We start from the raw sequence: 18,734 nt of genomic DNA, 5'->3' as shown, positions 1-18,734 counted from the left end.
GGGCGGGCCGTTTGGTCCGCCCTGGCTCGTCGGGCCTCGGTGGTGACCGTCGGTGGCTGAACTGACGCGGGGTGTGCGCATCGGCGTGGATGTCGGTCAGGTGCGGGTGGGTATCTCCCGTTCGGATCCGGACGGGATCCTGGCTACCCCGCTGGTCACGCTTGCCCGCGATCTCTCGGCGGCACCGGACGCGGTGCCGAGTGACGTCGCCGAGGTGGCCGCTCTGGTGGCCGAGCATGAGGCGGTCGAGGTTGTCGTCGGTCTTCCGGTCAATCTCGCGGGCAAGCACGGTCCGGCGGCTGTCCATGTGAAGGCGTACGCTGACCGACTGGTCGATGTGATAGCGCCCGTCCCGGTAACGCTCACTGACGAGAGGATGTCGACCGTGGTCGCTTCTCGTAGGCTTGCCGAGCGTGGCGTCCGAGGTAAACGTCAACGTGCGGTTGTCGACCAGGCGGCCGCGGTGGAGATCCTGCAGAGCTGGCTGGACGCGCAGCGGAGGCGGACGCAATGATCGACGATCTGGACCTGGGGTTCGACGAGCCGGAGCGAGGTGAGAAGGGCAGGCACCGGCGAGGATTCGTCCGCAAGCGCAAGCGCAACGGCAAGGGCGGGTCCGGCGGCGGCCGGGGTAAGACCTTCCTGGCGTTGCTGCTGGCCCTGTTCCTGCTGGGCGGCATCGGCGGCGGGGCCTTCTACGGCTTCGACCGGATCCAGAACTACTTCGTCACGCCTGACTACGACGGCGCCGGCTCCGGCGAGATCACCGTCGAGATCAAGAACGGCGCGCTGCTGGCCGACATGGCCGACGCGCTGGTCGCCGCCGATGTGGTGAAGAGCCGGAAGGCGTTCATCGAGGCCGCCGAGGCCAACTCGCGCAGCAAGAACATCCAGCCGGGCACCTACAAGCTGCGCAGGCAGATGAGCGGCGCGAGCGCCGTCACCGCGATGCTCGACCTGAAGAACAAGATCGTCAACGGGCTGACCATCCCCGAGGGGCGCACCAGCAAGAACGTCTACAAGCTGCTCTCCGACAAGACCAAGATCCCGGTCAAGGAGTTCGAGACCGCGGCGAAGGACCCCGAGGCGCTCGGCGTGCCGGACTGGTGGTTCACCCGCGAGGACGGCAAGAAGGTCGCCAAGTCCGTCGAGGGGTTCCTCTACCCGGACACGTACGAGATCCCGCCGAAGGCCACCGCGGAGAGCATCCTCAAGCTGATGGTGGACAACTTCCTCTCGGTGACCGGTGAGATGAAGTTCGCCGACCGGGTGCAGAAGGAGCGGGGCGGCGTCAGCCCGTACGAGGCGTTGATCGTGGCCTCGCTGGCCCAGGCCGAGGCCGGCAACAAGGACGACCTGGGCAAGGTCGCCCGGGTGGCCTACAACCGGGTGTACGGCGAGTTCAACTGCAACTGCCTGGAGATGGACGTCACGGTCAACTACTACCTGGAGTCGATCGGCAAGCCGACCAAGTCGTCGAAGCAGATGACGGCGTCCGAATTGGACGACCCGAAGAACCCGTACAACCGAAAGCTCAAGGGTCTGGTGCCCACCCCGATCAACAACCCCGGTAAGCCGGCCCTGGAAGGGGCGATGAACCCACCGGTGGGCAAGTGGCTCTATTTCGTGGCGATCGACAAGCAGGGCCACTCCGCGTTCGCCGATAATTACGAACAGCACCAGCGTAACGAGGCCAAGGCCCGGGAGGCCGGCATTATCTGACGCATCGCGGGCCACCAAAAGGGCTCCCTTCCCGGCCGGGAAGGGAGCCCTTTTCGGCAGCCCTGAAACACCATTTACGGTGTCATTGTCAGTGGCTTGTGCCGGTCCATGTGCCGGTGCGGGGATTCAGGAAAGTCCAGACCCCGTTGCTGTTCTGCTTGCGCAACGCGAACGTGCGGTTGTAGCCGTAGTAGAAGTACCCGGTCTGGGTGCTCGTGTCGTAGCCGGTGTTGCGGTTGACCGCACCGTACGCCTTGCCCCAGGTCTGCGGCCCGACCGAACCGTCGATGCCGATGTTCATCACGTCCTGCCAGGTCCTGGTCTTCGCGGCGGTGTTGGAGCCGAACTCCCCGTCGATGAAGCTGGTGCCGACGGTGCCGCTCAGGTCGTCCGCCCAGATGATGGACTGCCAGAGCCGCACGATGTTGCCGCCCCGCACGCAGGAACTGGACGTGCACAACTGGTGGTTGTCGGACCAGCTGCCCGCCGCGCTGTCCGCTCGTGCGGGCGCGGCGACCATCAGCGAAATACTGAAGGCTGCGGCAATCGCGATGAGGGCGCGGAGAATGCGTTTGTTCAAGGTTTCCCCTTTTTCGATCGGCCGTACCGTCGCAGGAATGCTTTCACTCACGTCGATGGCCGTCAAGCGATCGACGATCGCCGCAGCCCCGGTTTCGGTGGTGCGGCGGCGGGCGTGCTGGGTAGGGTCGACCCGACACGTGCGGGAGGGCGGGACACATGATGCGGACCAGGGCGGAGCACTCGGACGCGCCCGGCGGTGATCGTGTCGACCCGTAGGGCCGCGGTGCTGGGCAAGCCCATCGCGCACTCGCTCTCCCCGGTGATCCACACCGCCGGCTACGCCGCCGCCGGGTTGACCGGCTGGTCGTACACCCGGATCGAGTGCGCGGCGGCGGAGCTACCGGATCTCGTCGCCGGCCTGGGCCCGGAGTGGGCAGGCCTGTCGGTGACCATGCCGGGCAAGGAGGCGGCGCTCGCGGTCGCCGACGCCGCGTCGCCGGTCGCCGCCGCCGTCGGCGCGGCCAACACGTTGGTACGTCGTCCGGACGGCTCCTGGTATGCGGACAACACCGACGTCGCCGGCATGGTGCACGTGCTCACCGAGGCCGGGGTGGTGTCCGGTGCCGCCCTGACGGTGCTCGGCGCGGGCGGCACGGCACGCGCCGCGCTGGCCGCCGCCGCGCAGCTGGCCTGCTCCTCGGTGACGGTGGTGGCCCGTCGGCCGGAGGCGGTCGACGAGCTGCGGCCGGTGGCGGCCACCGTGGGTGTGGCGCTGACCTCGGCCGACTGGGCCGACGCGCACCGGTGCCTCGCCGCTGCGGACGTGGTCGTCTCCACCGTGCCGAAGGGGGTCGCCGATCCGCTGGCCGGCACGGCGACCTGGCGGACGGGGGCGGTGTTCTTCGACGCGCTCTACGATCCGTGGCCGACGCCGCTGGCCGAGTCCGCTCTCGCCGCGGGCCTGCGGGTGGTGTCCGGACTGGACCTGTTGTTGGCCCAGGCGGTCGGTCAGTTCGAGCAGTTCACCGGCGTGCGCGCCCCCGTCGAGGCCATGCGAGCCGCCCTGGACCAGCGGCTTTCTTAGCTGACAGTTAAGACGCGCTTACGGGAAACTGTCGTCCGTACGACATGCCCTGGTCGTGGATACGCTGCTCAGCGTTACGGCAGCAGACACAGGGAGTTTCCTTGACCAGGCACGGACTGCACCGCATCACCCGGTTCCGCTCCGGACCCCGGCGCAAGGCGATCGCCATCGGCGTGGTCGGCGGCTCGGTGGTGGCCGGCATCGTCGCCACGATGATGCCCCTGTTGGCCAGCGACGACCTGTCGATCCGGGCGGTGGCGGACACCACCGCCACGGCGGTGTCGCAGGACGGTGACAACGCCGCCAAGGCGACCCTGGCGACCTGCCCGACGCGCTGCGACGGCAACCCGCGTGGCGGCCGCGAGGCGGTCATCGAGTTCACGGTGACCACGGTGCCGGCCGCGGCGGTGAACGTCCGGGCGACGCTGCGGGTGCACACGTGGCAGCAGTTCGCCGCGACGGTGTCGGCGCACGCCTCGCCGCTGAGTGCCCGCGAGACGCGCCCGGCTCCGGTGCCGGCCGGCGCCGCGCTGGACACGGTGACCGGTGTGTCCAAGGGCGTCAACGAGTGGGACGTGTCCACCCTGGTCACCGGCAACGGCACGTGGACGGTGTCGCTGGCCCAAGCCGGTCTGGACACCCGGATCTACTGGGCGTCGGCGGAGAACCGCAACCCGGACCTGCGGCCCAGCCTGGTGATCAGCTACGACATCGCCGCCCGGCCGCCGTCGACGCCGAGCACCCGGCCGCCGTCGACGCCGAGCACCCGGCCGACGCCGTCGCCGAGCGCGCCGCCGACCACCGCCGCTCCGAAGCCGTCACCGACGCTCACGCCGACCCGTACGGCGAGCCCGACGGGGACCTCCACCATCCCGCCCGGCAAGTGCGGCTCGGTGTCGGACAAGCTGGTGCCCTCCTGCGGTGCCTGGTGGGGCATGTACTCGCCCGCCGGGGCGGGCGGCGGCTGGGACTACGGCACGGCGATCACCGACGTGGAGGCGCAGGTCGGGCGGAAGTTCGACATCGTGCACCGCTACCACGACTTCTCCAACGCCGGCAACAACGGGGCCTTCCCCGACGCGTACGAGTCGCAGCAGATGCGCGAGGGCCGGTTGATGTTCTTCGCCTGGGAGTCCCGCAACTTCTCCGCCGGTACGACCCTGACGTGGGCCGACGTCTACAGCGGCCGGCAGGACGCCACGATCGACGCGGTCGCCGGCCGGATCCGCGCCGCCGGGGTTCCGGTGTTCATGGGCTTCGACCACGAGCCGGAGGACGAGCCGGCCAAGGGCAGCGACGCCGACTTCGTCCGGGCCTGGCGGTACGTGTACGAGCGGTTCGCCAAGGCCGGCGCGACCAACGCGGTCTGGGTCTGGACGATGATGGGCTGGTCCGGCCACCACGCCCGCTACCCGGGCCTCTACCCCGGTGACCGCTACGTCGACTGGGTGGCCTACGACCCGTACAACTTCCACGTCTGTAACGGCAGCACGGTGTGGAAGAGTCCGAGCACGACCGTGGGTGACTTCTACCGCTGGTTGGACGCGAGCGGTATCGGCGCCGGCAAGCCGAGGATGCTCGCCGAGTTCGGCACCAACGTCAACGCCGCCGACCCGGGTGCCAAGCAGCGCTGGTTCCAGGAGTTCCCGGCGGCGCTGAAGGCGCATCCGAAGATCAAGGCCGCCATCTATTTCAATTCGCCGGGCATGACCAGTCGCAGTGCGACCTGTGACATGACGATGAACCACGACGCGTCGGCGGTGGCCGGCTTCGCGCAGGCCGGCCGGGATCCGCATCTGCGGCAACCCACCGGCGTGAGCCGTTGAGAAACCGTGCCGGTGTACGGACGACGGCCTGCGCCGATGTCGTGAATGCGACGTACGGGCAATAGCGGCGCTCGGCCATTGGCCCGGCGGTGGCGAATGTCGTCATGACGACACTCCCGTGGTGGGCAGCCTGCGACAGGCGCGACGACGACTATCGCAGGTTGCCCGGATTCCCTTAGCGTGTCCTGCATCGATTGCCACGTGCGGAGCCGGCGTGGTCGATCCTGTCCAGGAAACTGTCCGCTGGGCTCCTTGCGGGGCCGCCGCGGCGACCCGGTGAGGGGGACCGAATGATCTCGGCGGACACCACGTGGCGGTACGCCATGGACGTGGCAGGGCCAGCCGTCAGTCGAGCGAGCGGCGGTGCCCGACGGTGGTCCTGATCTACGCGCTGGGGGCGTTGTCGGTACTGGTGCCGGCGATCCTGGTCCCCGTCGTCGCCACTCGATGGGCGCCGGCCGTACGGGTGAGCGGAGCGGCTAGGCGGCTGCGCGTCGCGGTGGCCGGGCTCACCGACGCGGTCGGCCGCTACGGTGCCGCTCTTGTCGTCCTGCTCGCCGGGTGCGCGGCGGTGGTGGCGGTCTGCTGGCCGCTCGGCGAGGCGCTGTCGCGCCTGGAGCCGTCCGTCGATCACCCGGTCTTCGACTACGTCCACGCCCGCCGTGTCGACGTGTGGGCCGATGTCAACTCGTTCGTCACCGCACTGGGGGACCGGTACCCGTTGAAGTGGGTCACCGTGGTCGCGGCGGTCGCGTTCGCCATCGCCTGGCGACGCCGTCGGTGGTGGATCCCGTTGGTCGCGATGCCGTTGCAGTTCGTCGTCGAGCAGTACACCCAACAGATTCTGGCGCTGACCGTGGACCGGGGTCACCCGCCCACCGACGTCGGCACCTATCCCTCGGGTGGATGCGCCCGGGTCATGCTCACCTTCGGCACCATCGCGGTGTTGGCGGGGCTGACCTGGAACATCCCGCGGCGCGGTCGAATTGCGCTCGCTACCGTGGTGGCCCTGTTGATCTCGGTAGAGGGTTACACCCGGATCTATGCGGAAAAGCACTGGCTCACGGACGTGATCGGTGGCTGGATTTTCGCCACCCTGTTGTTCGGTGTGATGGCGCTCGCGGTGCTTGTGGCCGAGGGCCGGGTGCGTCCACCCGCCCGGTCCGAACCCGCGGTCCCCGTTGAAGCCGGTGTCGCCACCTGAACCGTCTGCGCGAATGCTGCGGGACTTCGGTGTGCCACCGGCGAGTCCGACATCCGACACGGAAATGCGCACGGGAATGCTCGGCGTCGTCATGTGGCCCCGGCGACGGCCCAATCGGCGGATATCGCGGATCGCGACAGACGAGGCACGCTACCGGGGTTGTCGTCCAATTTGGAGGCGTAGCGTGCCCAAAGTTTCGCTCTCTTGGCGATCTGCCGGATTCCGGTTCCGTGCGGCCGCAATCGGTCTGGTGACCGTCGCCGCGGTGTTGAACGTTCCATCCGTCACCTCGGCCGCCGTGGTGCCGGTGCCCGAGACGGCGACCCTGGTGTCGACCAATCCCGCCGACAACACCCCGCACGGCCGCGACGGCGAGAGCCGTGCCTTCGCGCAGGTCGGCTCGCAGGTGTACGTCGGGGGCAGCTTCACCCAGATCAGGCAGAACGCCAGCGCCCCGTGGATCACCCAGAGCTACCTGTTCGCGTACGACCGGGTCAGCGGAACGATCTCGACGACGTTCCTGCCGGTGCTCGACGGCCCGGTCAACTCCCTGATCGCCGGCCCGAACGGCACGCTGATCGTCGGCGGCGGGTTCAAGAACGTCAACGGCGTCGCCCGGTTGAACCTCGTGGCGCTGGACCCCACGACCGGGGCGACCGTCGGCGGTTGGGTGGGCCGCTCCGACGGCGGCATGGTCCGGGACATGGTGCTGCGCGGCAACTGGCTCTACGTGGCCGGCGCCTTCAACTGGTTGAACGGCACCGCGCACTCGGGGCTGGGCCGGCTCAACGCGACCACCGGCGCGATCGACCCCACCTTCACCATCAACGCCACCGTCGGGCGGCACGGAACCGGCTCGTACGGTTGGACCATCGATGTCACCCCGGACGGGCAGACCATGGTCGCCGGGGGTAACTTCACCCTGGTCAACGGCCTGTCCCGCAACCAGATGGCGATGATCGACCTCTCGGGCACGCCGACGGTGCTGGACTGGAGCACCGAGAAGTTCGCCCCGCCGTGCGCGGCGCCGACGACCTTCGTCCACTACGTGCAGGACCTGAAGTTCAGCGCGGACGGCAGTTGGTTCGTCGTCGGCACCAACGGCGGCGCCGGTTGGCCGGCCGCGTACTGCGACGTGCTGATCCGGTTCGAGACCGCGCACCGGGGCAGCGGCCAACTCGGCACCTGGGTCGACTACACCGGCAACGACACCATCACCTCGGTGGAGGTGGCCGACAACGTCATCTACCTGGGTGGGCACTTCCGCTGGTTGAACAACCCCAACGCCAGCGACGCGGCCGGCGCCGGGGCGATCGACCGGCTCGGCATCGCCGCCGTCACCCCGGCGACGGGCCTCCCGGTCGCCTGGAACCCCGGTCGCCGCGGCAGTGCGTCCATGCCAGCGGGCACCAGCAACTGGGGCTCGCAGGTGCCGGTGCTCTGGCGGGGCAGCGACGGGCTCTACTTCGGGCACAACTCCGACGGCATGGGCAGCGAGTACCACGGACGCCTCGGCATGTTCCCGCTCGCCGGTGGTCGCACCTTCGCCCCGAAGAACCCACCGACCGCGACTACCGGCAACCTGTACCTCGGCACGGGCGAGGGTGAGATGGCCAAGGTGGCGTTCACGGGCACGAGCGTCGGTGTCCCGACCACGGTCAGCCAGCCCAACTACACCGGCGCCGGGGCGACCTGGCGGGTGAGCGACCGCATCTACTGGGCGCACACGGTGGCCGGCACGCCCACCGGCAGCCGCCTCGACGTGTCGATGTTCAACGGCGGTGCCATCGGCGTCCCATGGGAGTCGTCGGGGTTCAACGACTGGTTCAACGCCGCGGGCATGACGGGCGCGTTCTACCTCAACGGCCGGCTCTACTACACCCGCAGCGGCGCCAACGCGCTCTACTACCGCTATTTCGAGATCGACGGTAACTATCTGGGCGCCACCGAGTTCACCCTTCCGACGGCGACCGTCACCTGGTCGGCGGTGCGGGGGATGGCCTGGGTGGACGGCCGGATCGTGTACGGCGGGACCGACGGCACGTTGCGCGCCGTGCCCTTCGACCCGACGGCCGACCTGGCCGTCGATGGTGCGGCCAGCACGGTGATCGCGCCGGCGAGCGAGGCGTTGACCTGGTCCACGCCGCGGATTTTCTTCTCCGTGCAGTGACGAGTGACGGGTTCGTCACGGAGAATCGCTAGATCGGGTCGGGCCGGCGACGGACCACGTCGCCGGCCCGAGGCGTCACAGGAGATGCCCGGCGCCTGCCACAGGTGTGTTCCGCCAGGGGCACAGCACAACAGACGGTGGATCTTTGATGGCTGATGTACCTCCCGGTTCCTGGCCCGGCGACCCGTCCGGTGCCGGGGGGCCACCGGCCCGGGCAGTCACCCTCACGGACCTGCTCCGTGTCCCGCTGCACCGGACCAGGCTGGTGGGGACGGTCGCCGCTCTGGGTCTGCTCGCCGCACTCGGGTACGTCCTGCTCAAGCCGGGCGAGGTCACCGCGAACGCGGTGGTGGCGGTGCGCCCGGTCGTCACCGACGCGTTCACCCCCAGCGGTGCCGCCGCCGACCGCGCGGTGAACATGAACGTGGAGAGCGGCATCGCCACCGGCACCGAGGTCGTGCAGCGGCTCACGGCCGAGGGTGAAGACCAGCGCGATGTGCGGGACGCCCTTGAGGTGGAGGTCCCCACCGGCGGGCAGATCCTCCGCTTCTCCTACACCGGACGCTCGGCCGACGAGGCGGTCCGCAACGTGAACCTCGCCGCGCAGACCTACCTCGACGTGCGCCGCGCGATGTACGAGAAGCAGCGCGCGGAGATGCTGAAGCGCTACGACGAGAGCATTGCCGAGGTGGACAAGCAGCGCGAGGCGTTGCAGCGGCGGATCTCCGGCGTCCGCAACGGCCCGCTGGACGCCGCCATCGCCGAACTCGCCGGCACCAACAACCAGCTGACCCAGCTGAAGTCCTCCCGCACCGAGATCGCGGCGGTCGACGTCAACCCGGGGTGGATCACGCAGAACGCCGAACGCGTCCTGGTCGCCTCCGACCGGCACGCGCTGCTCTACGTGGTGGCCGGGCTGCTGGGCGGCGCGCTGCTCGGCGTCGTGCTGGCGTACGCCTGGGAGTCCGCCGACCGGCGGGTCCGGTCGGTCCACGACGGACGGGACGTCACCGGGCTGCCGCTCCTCGGCACCGTGCGCGGCGGGCTGTTCCGGACCCGCGGCAGGGCGGTGGACGCCGACATCCGGTACGTGGCGATGGCGATCGCCGAGCGACTCCAGGAGCCGGCCCGGGTGGCGTTGCTGACCACCCGCGAGAACCAGAGCGCCGTCACCGCCGGTCTGGCGGTCGCACTCGCCGCGACCGGCCGGGACGTCTACGTGGCCGACGACAGCGGTCGGCTCCACAACCTGCGCGCCACCGTCCTGGCTGATCGGGAGAGGCTGCCGGCGATGGTCAACCCGGTCCGTCCGCTCGTCCCGAAGCCCCGGGCCACCGATCCGTTCATCGGCGCCGAGCTCACCGACCAGATCCCTGCCCGTCGCCCGTCCCCGTACCCGGCCGGCCGGCATCCGTCGACCGACCCGGACGCCACTCTGACCCTGCCCCGAACGAACCTCAACTCGACCACGAGCGCCACGGGCACGGCCCACGACGGCACCGAGGAGGTGCCCGTGGGTGCCGGTGGAGTGCGGTTCGGCACGTGGCGGCAACGCGCCGACAGCGGAATCGTGCTCTTCAACGCGCCGCCCTCCGAGGCCGACGAGCGTGGTGTCGCGGCGGCTCGCCAGGGCACCGCCGTGGTGGTCGTCGAACAGGACCGGACCCGCCAGGGCGATCTGCGCCGGCTCGCCGAGCGGCTGCGCGCGGCGGGCGTCACTCCGCTGGGTTTCGTGCTGACCCGCAGCGGACGGCGGTGACGGGTGTCCGTCACCACCGCCCTGGCCAGCAGCGAGCCGGACGGGATCGGTCCGCCGGTCGTCGCCGCACCGCGGCCGTCGGCGCCGCCCCGGCTGCCCCGCCTCCCGGTGCTGATGATGTTCGGTCTGGTCCCGCTGTGGTGGTTGGCCGGCGCGTTCTATCTGTTCTGGCCCCTGTTCGGCGCGACGCTGTTGGCGTTGCTGATCGTCCGAGGACGGGTGCCGCTGCCACCGGCCACCGGCACCTGGTTGCTGTTCCTGGCCCTGGTGGTACTCAGCGCCACCCAACTACCCGCGCCGGCTTCGCTGCTGCCCTTCGGCCTGCGGGTGGGGTATTACCTCACCGCACTCGTGGTGGCCGTGTACGTGTACGTCTACGCCCGGGAGCGAGGCGACGTGGCGGCGGCGCTCGTGCCGATCTGCCTGTTCTGGTTCGGTCTGGTGGCACTGGGCTGGTTGGGTGTGCTGGCACCGCGCTTCGCGCTGACCACGCCGGTGGAGGTACTGCTGCCCGGCGGCATGTCGAGCCATCCGTACATGCAGGACCTGGTGCACATCAGCGCGACCGAGTACAGCAAGGTGGCGCTCAACCCGATCTACCGGCCGGCGGCGCCGTTCCCGTACACCAACAACTACGGCGGCGCGTACGCGATGACACTGCCCTGCATCGTGGCGTTCACCATGTTGCGCCGCCGCGGGATCCTCCGTTGGGCACTGCTCGTGTCGCTGCCGCTGTCCCTGGTGCCGGCCTTCCTCACCCTGAACCGCACCATGTTCGCGAGCCTCGGCGTGGGCCTGGCCGTGCTCGGCGTGCGCGCCGCGGTGCGCGGGAACGTCCGGGTGGGCGCGTCCGTCGTCGGAGTGTTGCTCATCGGCGGGCTCACCACCCTGCTGATCCCGGTGGCCGAGTTGATCAACAATCGGGTCGAGTCGACCGACACGAACACCGACCGTTACTCCCTCTACGCGGAGGTGATCCGCCGCATCGGGGACTCACCGTGGCTCGGTTACGGCGCGCCCGTCACCGTGGACACGGTCACGGCGGAGGTCCCGGTCGGCACCCAGGGGCAGCTCTGGACGGTGCTGTTCAGCCACGGCATACCGGCGTTGCTCTGCTTCCTCGCCTGGTTCGTGATCATCACGCTGAAGAGCGCCCGCGCCCGCTCGGCGCCCGGGCAGTGGCTGGCGGTGGTCCCGGTGATCTGTCTGGTGCAGATCCCGTTCTACGGCATGGCCGATCCCACCATCACGATCGCCTACTTCGGGGCCGCCGCCGCGATGGCGACCGCCGAGCGGGAAGCGGACCCCTGGCGCGCTCGTCCGGTGCACACCGGTCGCCTCCGCAAGGCTGTCGCGGGATGACCGCCGGCACCAGTTCGGCCATCGGCTCCGGCCGTGACGAGTCGTCCGCCGACGGCTCGGTCGAGGCCCGGCGCAGCGCCCGTACCGGCCTCGCGGGTCTGGCCGGCGCCGCGACCAACGGCCTCTTCGGCTTTCTGCTGGCCGTGGTCATCACGCGCGGCTACGGCACGGTTGGCGCGGGCGCGTTCTTCGCCGCGATCGGCGTGGTCACCGTGACCGCCGCCGTCTGCACCCTCGGAGCGGAGACCGGGCTCATCTGGACGCTTCCGCGGCGTCGTGTCGGCGCGGGGGGCGACGCCGCCCGGGTGCTGCCGGTGGCTCTTCTACTGCCGCTGGTGGCCGCGATCGTCGTCGGCCTGACCGGCGTGATCGCCGCGGACGCGCTCGCACCCCGCCTGCTGGACGGGCCGGGCGCCGGCGGTACGGCCCTCATCGCGGCCAGCTTCGCCGCGGTGCCGCTGGTGGTGGCGATGACGCTCCTGCTCGCCGTGCTGCGCTGCGTCCGTCCGATCCGGGCCTACGTCGGCGTACAGTCCGTCCTGGTGCCGGTCGCCCGGCCGTTGTTGGTCGGCGCGGCGGCCGTTGCCGGCGGTGGCGTGCTGGTCGGCCTGACCGGCTGGATGATTCCGGCGGCGCTGGCCATCGTGGTCTGCCTGCTGCTGGTGGCGGGCCCGCTCGGCATCGGTCGGGGCGCGGCGCTGCGGCCCGAGCGGGCCGACTGGTCGGCGTTCTGGCGTTTCGCGCTGCCCCGGGCCGCGTCCGCCGCGATCGACGCGAGCGCCGTGTGGGTGGGTGTGCTGCTCACCTCGGTGCTCGCCGGGCAGTCGGACGCCGGCGTGTTCGGCGCGGTCGGCCGCTACATCCTGGCCGGGCAACTGGCCATGCAGGGTCTGCGGGTGGCGGTGTCGCCCCAGCTCTCCCGGCTGCTCGGCTCCGGTGAGCGGGCCGCCGCGGCTGTGGTGCACCGGCAGATGACCACCTGGGCGCTGGTGTTGTCGTGGCCGGTCTACCTCCTGCTCGCGGTGTTCGGGCTGGCGTTCCTGCAACTCTTCGGGCCCGGGTTCACCGCGGGTGCCACCGCGATCACCGTGCTCGCCCTGGCCATGCTGATCAACACCGGTGTGGGCAACGTCCAGACCCTCCTGCTGATGAGCGGTCGTAGCGGCCTGCACCTGGTCGCGACGGTGGCCGGGCTGGCGGTCACCGTCTCCCTCGGACTGTGGCTGATCCCGCAGCACGGGGTGACCGGCGCCGCGCTGGCCTGGGCCACCGGCATCGCCACCGAGAACCTGACCTCCTTCGTCTGCGCCCGGCTGGTGATCGGCCAGCCGCTGGTCGACGCGACGCTGGCACGGGCGGCGGCCGCGGTCACCGTCGGGGTGGGGCTCGCGGCGCTGGCCGGCGTACTGACCGGCGGTCGAGGGGTCGCCGGCCTGGTGGTGGCACTGATTGTGCTGGTCAGCGGCTGCGTCGGCTTGTTGACGGTGCCGGTCATCCGAGGGCGCATCCGGGTGACCATGGTGCAGTTCCGTCGTAGTCAGACGGCGGTGCCGATCGCCGCGCGGACCGCCACGACGTCGAGAAAGGAAAGGTGAGACCACTGTGTCGTCCATCCGGGACCGGGTGAAGCAGCTCGTGCCGACCCAGGTGACCAACCGGTTGCGGGATTCCCTGGTCGACTACGCGGTGCGGACCAGCGACCGCCGAGCGTTACCGGACTTCCTCATCATCGGCACCAAACGCGGCGGCACCACCTCGCTGTGGAACTACCTCATCCAGCACCCGTTGGTGCCCCGACTCTTTCCGGCCTGGAACACCAAGTCGGCGCACTACTTCGAGGAGCACTGGGGGCGCGGCGAGGCGTGGTACCGCTCGCACTTCCCGACCGAGCGCCAGCGGGAGGCCCTCACCAAGCGGCACGGCGGGCCGGTCCGGGTCGGTGAGGCCGCGCCGCTGTACATGTTCCATCCGCTCGCCGCGCAGCGGGTCGCCGGGTTGATGCCGACGGTGAAGCTGATCGTGCTGCTGCGCGACCCGGTGGAGCGCGCCTACTCGCACTGGAAGGAGCGCCGCACCCACGGCATCGAGCCGCTGGACTTCGCCGACGCGCTGGCCGCCGAGCCGGAGCGTACGGCGGGGGAGCGGGAGCGGCTGATCGCCGAGCCGGAATACTTCAGCGAGCCGTACGACTGGTACACGTATCGGGCCCGCGGGCGCTACCTGGAGCACCTGGAGCCGTGGCTGGAGCGTTTCGACCGGGGCCAGATCCTCTTCCTGCCCAGCGAGGGCCTCTACCGTGACGCCCGCGCCACCTACCGGCGCACCCTGGACTTCCTCGGGCTGCCGGCGTACGACCTGCCGGACTTCAAGGTCTACAACGACCGGCGTTCGGCACCGCTGGAGCCGGCCGTCCGCGCCGAGCTGACCGAGTACTACCGGCCGTACAACGACGCGCTGCGTGAGCGGCTCGGGCTGGAACTCGACTGGCCGGACCGCGCGGCGTGACGGCGCAGGTCGACGCGCCGGCGGATCCCCGGTCGCGGTCGGACGGGCTCGGCTGGGTCAGCCGTGCCGTCTTCCCGGACCGTCGGGTCGTGTTGGCCGTGGGCGGCAGCACACCGCTCGGACACCGCACGGTGGCCCGCTACGCCGTCGTGCCGTCGCTGGCACGCGCACGTTTCCTGGTGCCGCTGGGCGCGCCCCGCGCCGGGGCGGCGACGCTGCTGGCGTACAACGCGCTGCGACCGCCGAGGGTGCGGGCGGTGCGGGCCGCGGTCGGCGGACTGGCCCGCCTCGGCGCGGTGGGCCTGGCCCCGTTCCCGACACTGACCGTCTCGGTGCCCGTCGGGGTGCCCGTGGCCGAGCTGCTGCTGACCGAGCGACTCGCGGCCGCCCTCGGCGGCACCCCGCTGCTGGCTGCCTTCGGTGTCCGGCCGCCGGATCCCAACCACAAGCCCACCCTGCAACTGTTCGACGGCGACGGACGCCCGCGCGGGTACGCGAAGATCGGCTGGAACGACGCCACCCGCGCGCTGGTCACCGCGGAGGCGGCGGCGCTGCGGGCGCTGCCGGCCGTCGTCGGTGCGGCCGACCACCCGGTGCCACCGGGGCTGCTGGCCGAGCTGGCCTGGGCCGACCAGGTGGTCGCCGTGATCGAGCCGCTGCCGTCGGCGGTACGCGGGGTGCCGGTCGACGATCCGCCCCGGGTCGCCGCGCTGCTCGCCGTCGCCCGTCGCGGTGGGCCGGGCGCGCCGCCGCGACCGCTGGCCGGCTCCGCCTTCCTGGCGCGGATGACCGCGCAGGCCCGGCGGGCCGCCGCCGCCGGGGCGGCCGGCACCCGGGCCGTCGCCGCGGTCGAGGCGCTGACCCGGCGGCACGGTGCTACCGACGTGGAGTTCGGCCACTGGCACGGTGACTGGGTGCCGTGGAACCTCGGCGAGTACGGCGGTCGGCTGTTCGCCTGGGACTGGGAGCACAGTGGCCCGGACGTGCCGGTCGGCTTCGACCTGGCGCACGACGCGTTCCAGCGGGCTCTGGTACTGCGCGGCGAACCGGCGGCGGTGGCCGCCGGTGCCGTCGATGCCCACCTTGACCGGCACGGTGACCGGCTTGGCCTGGGCCCGGCCCAGCGCCGGTTGGTGGCCGACGGCTACCTGGTGGAGATGTGGCTGCGCACCTGGCGGCTGGCAGACGCGGGCGCGGGCTGGAACACCGCGCTGCATCCCGCGCTGTTGGAGGTCATCGAAAAACGACATTGCGGTTGATCCGGGGAAATTACCGGGAGCGGCACTGGGGGCGGTGCCGCAGAGTGATGAAGAAAACGCAGGTCGTGATGAGCGTCGATGGAGCTCGGGCGGCCGGCGGGTCCGAACCACCTCGCGCGTGGGCAGGCGATCAACCGGTCGCGCGATACAACGGCCGGGAAACGTGTGATCTGCTCATGCGTGGCGTGGACCGAAATTCCAAGCGGACTTGTGGGGAGTCGCGTGGACAGGAAGATCGAGGCCGACGATCCGCCGGTGCTGCTGCTGGTCGGATCCAGCGGCGGGCACCTGGCCCAACTACTGGCCCTACGGCCCTGGTACGAGAGTCGACGGCGCTGCTGGGTCACGTTCGACACGCCGGAGGCGGTGTCGCTGCTCGCCGGTGAGGATCTGGTGCCGGCACACCATCCGACCACCCGTAACGTGCCGAACCTGCTGCGCAACGCGGTCATCGCCTGGCGGGTGCTGCGTGAGCGGCGGGTCGAGGCGGTGGTCACCACGGGTGCCGGGGTGGCGGTGCCGTTCGTGGTGCTGGCCCGGCTGCGGCGGATCCCGACCGTCTACATCGAGGTGTACGACCGGATCGACACTCCGACGCTGACCGCCCGGCTGTGCCGTCCGTTCCTGTCCGCGATGCTCGTGCAGTGGGACGAACAGCGGCGGCAGTACCCGGAGGCCACGGTCGTCGGGACGCTGTTGTGACCGGGGAGGCGACCACCGACACCGAACGCTCCCGGATACCTCGACGACGTGACGTCGCGCCGACCAGCCAGGTGCGGGTGCTGGTGGCGGTCGGCACCGACAAGCATCCCTTCGACCGGCTCGTCGACTGGCTGGCGCGGTGGCACGCGGAGACCGCCGCCATGGTGGAGTTGACCCTCCAACACGGACACACCCGGGCGCCGGCGGTGCCCGGCGCGGTCCCCTTCCTCGGCCACGCCGCCTTGCAGGAGGCGATGTCCGACGCCGACCTGGTGGTCTGTCACGGCGGCCCGGCGACCATCCTGGAGGCCCGACGGCATGGCCACCTGCCGGTCGTCGTGCCTCGCGACCCGGCGTGCGGCGAGCACGTGGACGACCATCAGCAGCGCTTCGCCCGCCGGCTCGGCGTGGCCGGCGTGGTGGCGCTCTGCGAGACCCGGGCGGCGCTGTACGACGCGCTGGACGCCGGCCTGAAAGACCCTTCCCGGTACGCGGTGGCGGCCGACCCGGAGGCGGATCGGGCGCAGCGGGCGGCGGTGGCGAGGGTCGGTGCGATCGTCGAGGACCTGGTGGCCCGAGCGGCGCGCCGCCCGCCGCGGTGGCGGTCCTGGGCCCGTCGCCGTCGTGCTGCGGGGGAGCCCCGATGACCCGGCAGCCGAGCGTCAGCGTCGTGGTGCCCACCCGGGACCGCCCGGAGCTGCTGCGCGCGGCCGTGCGCGCGATCCTCGCGCAGGATTACCCCGGCCCGATCGAGGTGGTGGTGGTCCACGACCAGTCGACGCCCGACGAGTCTCTCGCCGAGTCGACCGACCCGGACCGCACGGTCCGGGTCACCCGTAACGCGCGCACGCCGGGGCTCGCCGGTGCCCGCAACAGCGGCACCCTGGCCGCCGGCGGCGAAGTGATCGCCTTCTGTGACGACGACGACGAGTGGCTGCCCGGCAAACTGGTCCCCCAGGTGGCCGCGCTCGCCGCCGACGAGAAGGCCGAGTTCGTCTGCTGCGGCATCCGGGTCAGTTACGACGGCACCACCGTCGACCGGGTGCTGGACCGGGACCGGATCACCCTCGACGACCTGCTGCGGGACCGGATGACCGAGCTGCATCCGTCCACGTTCCTGATCCGCGCCACCGCTCTGCGCGACGGCTTCGGGCTGGTCGACGAGGAGATCCCCGGCAGCTACGCCGAGGACTACGAGTTCCTGCTGCGGGCCGCGCGCAGCGCCCCGCTGCTCAACCTGCGTACCCCGTCGGTGCTGGTGCGGTGGCACAAGCGGTCGTACTTCGCGCAACGGTGGGACACCATCTCCGAGGCGTTGCAGTGGCTGTTGGAGCGCTACCCGGAGTTCGCCGGTCAGCCGGCCGGCGAGGCCCGGGTGACCGGGCAGATCGCGTTCGCGCGGGCCGCCTCCGGTGACCGGCGGGGTGCGCTGCGCTGGGCACGGCGGACGCTGCGGCGCAACCCCCGCGAGCCGCGTGCCTACCTCGCCCTCGCCGTGGCCGGACGGGTGGTCCGGGCCGACGCGGTGCTGCGCACCCTGCACAAACGCGGCCGGGGCATCTGACCAGGTCCGGACGACACCCCGCACCCTCAACGAGGCATCAGCAGACCAAAGGACAACCATTCATGGGACTTCACTCGCTCAGGTTCCGTCTCGTCGACTCGCCGACCTCGCTCGGCGCGAAACGGCGTGCGCGGCGCGCGGCCTGGCTGTCGGACGCCTTCCCGGACCTGGCCGACATGACCGTTCTCGACCTGGGCGGTCGGGTGGAAAGCTGGGCGCGCGTCCCCGTCCGGCCCGCCCACGTGCACGTGGTCAACTTGGAGCCGCTGCCCACGGACCTACCCGAGTGGGCCGAGGCCGACCACGCCGATGCCTGCGAGCTGCCCAAGAGCATCCTGAGCCGCAGGTACGACCTCGTCTTCAGCAACAGCGTCCTCGAACACGTCGGTGGGCACGAGCGCCGCCAGCGGATGGCCGACGCGGTCCGTGAGCTGGGGCGTGCGTACTGGGTGCAGACGCCGTACCGGTACTTCCCGATCGAACCGCACTGGGTGGCGCCCGGGATGCAGTTCCTGCCGGTGTCGGCGCGGGTGGTGATGGCGCGTAAGTGGCCGCTCGCCTACAACCCCGGCAAGTCGTACGAGGCGGCGATGAGGCAGGTGCTCACGACCGAACTGATCGGTCGCGCCGAACTCAAGTACCTGTTTCCGGACGCCACCATCCGCAACGAGCGCCTGGCGGGCCTGACCAAGTCGATCATCGCGATCCGAAACGACCGAGCGGACAGGTAGGAGGCGTGCCGCGGGAGCCCGGCACACCTCCTAGTCGATGCCGGCCAGTGCAGGACTGGGCAACTATTCTGTCTTGACGGAAGAGGCGCCGCCGTATCTCTGAGGTGAATCACTCATCATTGGCGTTGAATGAGTTGGCTATGAGGCCGATCACGACACCCGCCCCTCCTGCCGTCAGGGCCGCGATCCCGCCCTTCTGGGCAAGGCCGCTGCCCAGAACCCCAATCACCCCCCCGATCACCACCAGTGCGCCGGATATGGCGATGATCAGCCTAGACGTATTTCTCCTAGTCACGCAGCCCCTCCGAGTCGACCCGAGCTGAG

The 18,734-nt window shown here is 70.8% G+C and carries 17 protein-coding genes; 15 read left to right on the top strand and 2 right to left on the bottom strand.

Features of this window, described 5'->3' with window-relative positions; translation table 11 throughout:
• The first annotated feature begins 52 nt into the window (after positions 1–52).
• Together ruvX and mltG are read left to right on the top strand one after the other, a co-directional pair.
• Positions 53–514, top strand: a complete 462-nt coding sequence (ruvX, locus tag O7620_RS12450; RefSeq protein ID WP_278123143.1) for a Holliday junction resolvase RuvX — start codon at positions 53–55, stop codon at positions 512–514.
• Positions 511–1,722, top strand: a complete 1,212-nt coding sequence (gene mltG, locus O7620_RS12445; RefSeq protein WP_151487805.1) for an endolytic transglycosylase MltG — start codon at positions 511–513, stop codon at positions 1,720–1,722. The genes ruvX and mltG overlap by 4 nt, the downstream gene beginning before the upstream one ends.
• Before the next feature lie 88 nt (positions 1,723–1,810).
• Here mltG and O7620_RS12440 read toward each other — a convergent pair whose 3' ends face one another.
• Positions 1,811–2,368, bottom strand: a complete 558-nt coding sequence (locus O7620_RS12440; protein WP_278123142.1) for a peptidoglycan-binding domain-containing protein — start codon at positions 2,366–2,368, stop codon at positions 1,811–1,813.
• Positions 2,369–2,503: 135 nt separating this feature from the next.
• On the opposite strand from O7620_RS12440, the gene O7620_RS12435 reads away from it, so the two are divergent.
• The 13 genes from O7620_RS12435 to O7620_RS12375 all read left to right on the top strand — a co-directional run bounded on the left by O7620_RS12435 (position 2,504) and on the right by O7620_RS12375 (position 18,410).
• Positions 2,504–3,328 carry a shikimate dehydrogenase gene (locus O7620_RS12435; RefSeq protein WP_151487820.1) on the top strand — a complete coding sequence of 275 codons (825 nt, stop codon included), beginning with the start codon at positions 2,504–2,506 and terminating at the stop codon, positions 3,326–3,328.
• Positions 3,329–3,429: 101 nt separating this feature from the next.
• The gene (locus tag O7620_RS12430; protein WP_278123141.1) at positions 3,430–5,154 is read left to right on the top strand and encodes a glycosyl hydrolase; all 1,725 of its coding nucleotides are present in this window, start codon (positions 3,430–3,432) and stop codon (positions 5,152–5,154) included.
• A gap of 373 nt (positions 5,155–5,527) precedes the next feature.
• Positions 5,528–6,358, top strand: coding sequence for a phosphatase PAP2 family protein (locus O7620_RS12425; RefSeq protein ID WP_278123140.1), 831 nt, complete (start codon positions 5,528–5,530; stop codon positions 6,356–6,358).
• A 241-nt stretch (positions 6,359–6,599) separates the two neighbouring features.
• Positions 6,600–8,528: a hypothetical protein gene (locus tag O7620_RS12420; RefSeq protein ID WP_278126976.1), complete on the top strand. Its 1,929-nt coding sequence runs from the start codon at positions 6,600–6,602 to the stop codon at positions 8,526–8,528.
• A 148-nt stretch (positions 8,529–8,676) separates the two neighbouring features.
• Positions 8,677–10,287, top strand: coding sequence for a lipopolysaccharide biosynthesis protein (locus tag O7620_RS12415; RefSeq protein WP_278123139.1), 1,611 nt, complete (start codon positions 8,677–8,679; stop codon positions 10,285–10,287).
• A gap of 21 nt (positions 10,288–10,308) precedes the next feature.
• Positions 10,309–11,649, top strand: a complete 1,341-nt coding sequence (locus tag O7620_RS12410; RefSeq protein WP_278126975.1) for an O-antigen ligase family protein — start codon at positions 10,309–10,311, stop codon at positions 11,647–11,649.
• Positions 11,646–13,244, top strand: a complete 1,599-nt coding sequence (locus O7620_RS12405; protein ID WP_278123138.1) for a lipopolysaccharide biosynthesis protein — start codon at positions 11,646–11,648, stop codon at positions 13,242–13,244. The genes O7620_RS12410 and O7620_RS12405 overlap by 4 nt, the downstream gene beginning before the upstream one ends.
• Before the next feature lie 7 nt (positions 13,245–13,251).
• On the top strand, positions 13,252–14,154 hold the full coding sequence (locus O7620_RS12400; RefSeq protein WP_151487800.1) for a sulfotransferase domain-containing protein: 903 nt from the start codon (positions 13,252–13,254) through the stop codon (positions 14,152–14,154).
• A complete protein-coding gene (locus tag O7620_RS12395; protein ID WP_278123137.1) occupies positions 14,151–15,413 on the top strand; it encodes a hypothetical protein in 1,263 nt (420 codons plus the stop codon). The genes O7620_RS12400 and O7620_RS12395 overlap by 4 nt, the downstream gene beginning before the upstream one ends.
• A 222-nt stretch (positions 15,414–15,635) precedes the next feature.
• Positions 15,636–16,115, top strand: a complete 480-nt coding sequence (locus O7620_RS12390) for a UDP-N-acetylglucosamine--LPS N-acetylglucosamine transferase (protein ID WP_278123136.1) — start codon at positions 15,636–15,638, stop codon at positions 16,113–16,115.
• Positions 16,112–16,762 (top strand): glycosyltransferase, encoded by a 651-nt coding sequence (locus O7620_RS12385; protein ID WP_278123135.1) that lies wholly within the window; start codon positions 16,112–16,114, stop codon positions 16,760–16,762. The genes O7620_RS12390 and O7620_RS12385 overlap by 4 nt, the downstream gene beginning before the upstream one ends.
• On the top strand, positions 16,759–17,679 hold the full coding sequence (locus tag O7620_RS12380) for a glycosyltransferase family 2 protein (protein ID WP_278123134.1): 921 nt from the start codon (positions 16,759–16,761) through the stop codon (positions 17,677–17,679). Before O7620_RS12385 ends, O7620_RS12380 begins: the two co-directional genes overlap by 4 nt.
• Before the next feature lie 62 nt (positions 17,680–17,741).
• On the top strand, positions 17,742–18,410 hold the full coding sequence (locus O7620_RS12375) for a class I SAM-dependent methyltransferase (protein ID WP_278123133.1): 669 nt from the start codon (positions 17,742–17,744) through the stop codon (positions 18,408–18,410).
• A 109-nt stretch (positions 18,411–18,519) separates the two neighbouring features.
• On the opposite strand, the gene O7620_RS12370 is transcribed toward O7620_RS12375, so the two are convergent.
• Positions 18,520–18,705, bottom strand: coding sequence for a hypothetical protein (locus tag O7620_RS12370; protein ID WP_278123132.1), 186 nt, complete (start codon positions 18,703–18,705; stop codon positions 18,520–18,522).
• Positions 18,706–18,734 lie beyond the last annotated feature (29 nt).

It is taken from the genome of Micromonospora sp. WMMD710, assembly GCF_029626045.1.
Classification (GTDB): domain Bacteria; phylum Actinomycetota; class Actinomycetes; order Mycobacteriales; family Micromonosporaceae; genus Micromonospora.
Note: the sequence above shows the minus strand (reverse complement) of the source record. Positions and strands in the feature narration are given on the sequence as shown.